The following is a 5,136-nucleotide window of genomic DNA, read 5'->3' on the forward strand; positions in this document are numbered from 1 at the left end:
GTGCAGACCTCGCCGCCCAGCGCCGTACGCAACCAGTCTTTCGGCTGGAGCGCCCAACGGGTTGCGTTCACTACGCCCGCTTGATTGAGCGCGAGCCAGCGCAGCAACGGCCCAGCCATGCCGGGCGCGACAGGGTTGGGTTGCGGCGAAGGCCATGCATCGAGAAGATCGCTCGCGCGCGTGTCGGGCCACAGCATCGCCGGCAACAGCGCGTGGTTCGCGTGGTCAGTCACGACGACGCCATGCATCTGCCCCGCAAAACCGATCGCGCCCACGGCTTCCCGTTCGTGCGCGGGAAGCCGTGCGCACGCCTCGACAAGCGCGTTCCACCAGTGTTCGACGGGCGTTTGCGCCCATCCGCGATGCGGCGTGGCGACCGCATAGGCGGCGCTCGCGGACGCCCGTTCCTGCCCGTCTTCATCGACGATGGCGAGTTTCAGCGATGCAGTGCCCAGATCGATACCGAGAAAGCGCATAAGTGTGGTGCCGGACAGAGACTGGAAAAGAGCGCGCACAGCGGGTTGCGACGGGTTAACCCGCTCGCATCGGTGCGGCGCAGCAAAATGAACTATACGTCCCGCCCCATAGCAATCATAACGACGCGAGCAGACTGGAAGCGTTGTTCAGCGCGACACGAATCGTCCTTCGCCCGCCAGGCGGTGCGCAAGCCGATTATTCAGTCGCAAGACGCGATATTAAAGCACTCGCCCCATATCAACACCCCGAAAGCCGACATACGCCAACGTGCTCTTGTGATCGCTATTTGCACCATTTACCTTGGATGGCACATTCAAGACGTATTTGACTCATAGCAGATAAGGAGAGAGACAACATGGAATCGATCACGGTACATCCGTGCGACGAGCGGCTTCCCGCCGCACAGTTGCTGACGCTGGGCATCCAGCACGTGCTTGTGATGTACGCGGGCGCGGTGGCGGTTCCGCTGATTCTCGGCGCTGCCCTGCGCCTGCCCAAGGACCAGATTGCGTTCCTGATCAGCGCCGACCTGTTCTCGTGCGGCGTCGCTACGCTGATCCAGACACTGGGCATCTGGATCTTCGGCATTCGCCTGCCGGTCATCATGGGCTGCACCTTCGCGGCGGTCGGTCCAATGGTCGCCATCGGCACGAATCCGTCGCTTGGCATTCTCGATGTGTTCGGCTCGACCATCGCAGCAGGTTTCGTCGGGATTCTTCTTGCGCCGCTGATCGGCAAGTTGCTGCGATTCTTCCCGCCCGTCGTGGTCGGAACGGTGATTGCGGTGATCGGGTTGTCGCTCATGGGCGTCGGGATCAATTGGGCAGCGGGGGGCGTCGGGAACCCCGACTATGGCAATCCGGCTTACCTGGCGCTCGCGTTCGTCGTACTGGCGTTGATTTTGCTGATCAACAAGTTCGGACGCGGGTTCATCGCGAATATCTCGGTGTTGCTCGGTATGGTGGCCGGCTTCGCCATTGCGGCGGCGCTTGGACGCGTCGACCTGGCCGGCGTGGCGAGCGCGCCGTGGGTCGGCATCGTGCTGCCGTTCCACTTCGGCCTGCCGCACTTCGACCCGCTTTCCATCGCGACGATGATCATCGTGATGTTCGTCACCTTCATCGAATCCACGGGCATGTTCCTGGCCGTCGGCGACATGGTCGACCGTCCCGTCGATCAGCACGCGCTCGTGCGCGGACTCCGCGTCGACGGATTGGGTACGCTGATTGGCGGCATTTTCAACTCGTTCCCGCATACGTCTTTCTCGCAGAATGTCGGGTTGATCGGGGTCACGGGTGTCAAGAGCCGCTTCGTCTGTGCGACCGGCGGCGTGATGCTGGTCGTGCTCGGACTGTTCCCGAAGATGGCGCAAGTGGTCGCATCGGTCCCGGCTTTCGTGCTCGGCGGCGCGGGCATCGTGATGTTCGGAATGGTCGCGGCAAACGGCATCAAGACGTTGTCGAAGGTGGATTTCGCCAAGAATCACCACAACCTTTTTATCGTGGCGGTGAGTATCGGGATGGGCATGGTGCCGGTCGTCGCGCCGAAGTTCTTCTCGCAATTGCCGCATGCGCTTGAGCCGATTCTGCATAGCGGGATATTGCTGGCGTCGGTGTCGGCAGTCGTGCTGAACGTAGTGTTCAACGGCGTCGGGAAAGAGCGGGATTTAACGCACGAGGTGCGTCGTCGGGTGCGTCGGGCGAGGGTTTGATGGACTCAAGAAGGGTCATTGGTTAAAAAAAACGCAGCCCGAGGGCTGCGTTTTTTTACGTCCAGCCGCTCATTCAACTCGCCGGCTTTTCCACGATGAGATGCTGCACCGGCACGAGCTTCGCCGGACCCGCGTCGTTCGCGCTGGCGGTCGAAACCGCAGCCTTGCCTGACGCCACCGGACCGAAATCGGCCGGAGCATCCGCCGGGCGCGGCTGATCGCCTGCGTGCTCGATCCAGCCACCACCCAGCTCACGATACAAATCCACGAGGTTCGTCGCGCGCTGCAAACGCGCCTGGATCAACAACAACTGGGCACTGTACAAGTCCGTTTGCGCCGTCAGCACGGCCAGGTAGTTATCCACGCCGTTGCGATACCGCAAGTCCGACAACTCCAGCCGACGCGACTGCGACGTCGTGTACAACTCGAGCGCCGCAATCTGATCGTCCAGCGTGCCACGCGCAGCCAAACCGTCGGCCACTTCGCGGAACGCCGTCTGGATCGCCTTCTCGTAGGTCGCGATCTCGATGTTCTTCTGAATCTCCGCCAAATCGAGATTGGCGATGTTCTGGCCGCCCTCGAAAATCGGGATCGAAATCTGCGGCGCGAACGACCACGCGGCCGAACCCGGATTGAACAAACCGCCTAAAGAAGGCGACAAAGTCCCGAAACTCCCTGTCAGCGAAATTTTCGGGAAAAACGCCGCGCGCGCCGCACCAATATTTGCGTTGGCCGCAAGCAACGACTGCTCCGCCGCCGCGATATCAGGACGCCGCGCGAGCAGGTCCGAAGGCAGGCCCGCGGGGATATCGGTGAGGAGATTCTGGCTATCGAGCGACAAGCCGGGTGGCAAGTCAGCCGGCAAAGGCTCGCCCACCAACAGCACCAGCGCATTCTCCGACTGTGCCCGCAAGCGCAATTGCAACTGCAGGTTGGCTGCGGCCTGCTGCTGGATACCTTGAGCTTGCCGGACATCGAGTTCCGTGCCGACGCCGTTATCGAATTGCAGCTTCGTGATCCGATACGACTCGTTCGCCGTCGTCAACGTGTTGCGCGTAACGGCGAGCTGATCGTCATAGCCAAGCATGGTCAGGTAAGCATCGGCGACTTGCGACACCAGCGAAATTTCCGCCGCCTTGCGCGTTTCCGCCAGCGAGAAGTACTGCGCCAAAGCCTGATCCTTCATGCTTTGGATCCGGCCGAAGAAGTCGATTTCCCACGATGCATTCACACCGACGGAATACGAATTGGAGATCGTCTGGTTAAAAAGAGACAGGTCTCTCGGCGTACGCGTCTTACTCTGCGAACCGGCCGCCTCGAGCGTGGGGAAAAGACCTGCGCGCGTGATCTGATATTGCGCGCGGGCCGCTTGCACGTTGAGCATGGACACACGCAAATCGCGGTTGTTCTTCAATGCCAGGGCAACGACCTCCTGAAGCCGTGCATCGACGAAGAAATCACGCCAGCCAATATCCACTGCCGGTTGCGCCTGTGCCGAGCGCCCGTCCATTGCCCGAGCCGCCGCGTCGTTCTGCCTGTCGTAGATCCCTCCGGTCGGGAAGGTCTGGGCGACGGGCGCCGCCGGCCGCTCGTACTTCGGCGCCATCGTGCAGCCGGCCGCGATCAACGTGACCGCCGCCGCAACCGCTGCTGCCATCAAAGAGTTCTTTAGCATCTCAATGTCCTTCCGTCGTCGGCGTGGCCGGCGAACCTGTGCCGCCATGACCCGCATTCCCGCCGTCGCCGTGGTGGGCGTGGCCGCCATCGTCCTTGCTCATCTTGCTGATCACCACAAAGAACATCGGGATCATGAAAATCGCGAGGAACGTAGCCGTGAGCATCCCGCCGATCACGCCGGTACCAATGGCGTGCTGGCTTGCAGAACCCGCGCCGTTACTGATCGCGAGCGGCAACACGCCGAGAATGAACGCGAGCGACGTCATCAGGATAGGACGCAGCCGCTGGCGTGCCGCTTCCATCGCCGCCTCCACCGTGCCCATACCCTGCTGGCGCAACTCGCGTGCGAATTCCACGATCAAAATCGCGTTCTTTGCCGACAAGCCCACCGTGGTCAGCAAGCCGACCTGGAAGAACACGTCGTTCTCGAGCCCGCGCAACGTAGCGGCGAGCAACGCGCCCAAAATACCGAGCGGCACGACCATGATCACCGAGAACGGAATCGACCAGCTTTCATACAGCGCGGCGAGACACAGGAACACGACGAGGATCGAGATGCCGTACAGGATCGGCGCCTGGGAACCCGACTGGCGTTCCTGCAGCGACAAGCCCGTCCATTCATAACCGATACCCGCGGGCAGCTTCGCGGCGATCGCCTCGATCGCGGCCATGGCCTGACCCGTCGATTTGCCCGGTGCTGCCGCGCCCTGGATTTCCACCGCCGAAATACCGTTGTAGCGTTCGAGCTTCGGCGAACCGTAGATCCAGTGTCCCGCGCCAAACGCGCCGAACGGCACCATGGCTCCAGCGGTGTTGCGCACGTACCAGTTGTTCAGGTCTTCCGGATTCATGCGGAACTTCGCGTCGCCCTGTATGTAGACCTTCTTGATCCGGTTATCGACGTCCAGGAAGTTGTTCACATACGCCGAACCCCACGCAATCGAAAACGTCTGGTCGATATCGCCAGAGTCAACGCCCAGGGCGTTCGCCTTTTCGCGATCCACGTCCACCTTGAACTGCGGCGTGTCGTTCAGGCCGTTCGGACGAACCTGCGCAAGCGTAGGATCCTTCGCAGCCATGCCGAGCAGCATGTTGCGCGCTTGCATCAACTGCGCGTGACCGAGGCCCGAGCGGTCCTGCAACTCGAAGTCGAAGCCCGACGCCGTTCCGAGTTCCGGAATGGACGGCGGATTGACCGGGATGACCAACGCGTCTTTATAGCTTGCGAAGTGCCCGTACATCCGTCCGACCAGCGCGCCCACCTTCTGGTC

The 5,136-nt window shown here is 61.7% G+C and carries 4 protein-coding genes; 1 reads left to right on the forward strand and 3 read right to left on the reverse strand.

All coding sequences use genetic code 11. The features are described from left to right. Positions 1–476: FGGY family carbohydrate kinase (locus tag WCA53_RS31930; RefSeq protein WP_423921168.1), on the reverse strand; the 476-nt coding region annotated here is incomplete at its 3' end. A 356-nt stretch (positions 477–832) separates the two neighbouring features. Between WCA53_RS31930 and WCA53_RS31935 the strand changes: the two genes are divergently transcribed. Next, positions 833–2,188: a nucleobase:cation symporter-2 family protein gene (locus tag WCA53_RS31935; RefSeq protein WP_423921173.1), complete on the forward strand. Its 1,356-nt coding sequence runs from the start codon at positions 833–835 to the stop codon at positions 2,186–2,188. Between the two features lie 73 nt (positions 2,189–2,261). Here the strand turns inward: WCA53_RS31935 and WCA53_RS31940 are convergent, their stop codons facing one another. Both WCA53_RS31940 and WCA53_RS31945 read right to left on the reverse strand, forming a co-directional pair. Further along, positions 2,262–3,863, reverse strand: coding sequence for an efflux transporter outer membrane subunit (locus tag WCA53_RS31940; protein ID WP_423921176.1), 1,602 nt, complete (start codon positions 3,861–3,863; stop codon positions 2,262–2,264). A 1-nt stretch (position 3,864) separates the two neighbouring features. After that, a partial coding sequence (locus tag WCA53_RS31945; protein WP_423921179.1) for an efflux RND transporter permease subunit occupies positions 3,865–5,136 on the reverse strand: 1,272 nt, incomplete at its 5' end.

The organism is Caballeronia sp. (assembly GCF_049581465.1).
Lineage (GTDB): Bacteria > Pseudomonadota > Gammaproteobacteria > Burkholderiales > Burkholderiaceae > Caballeronia.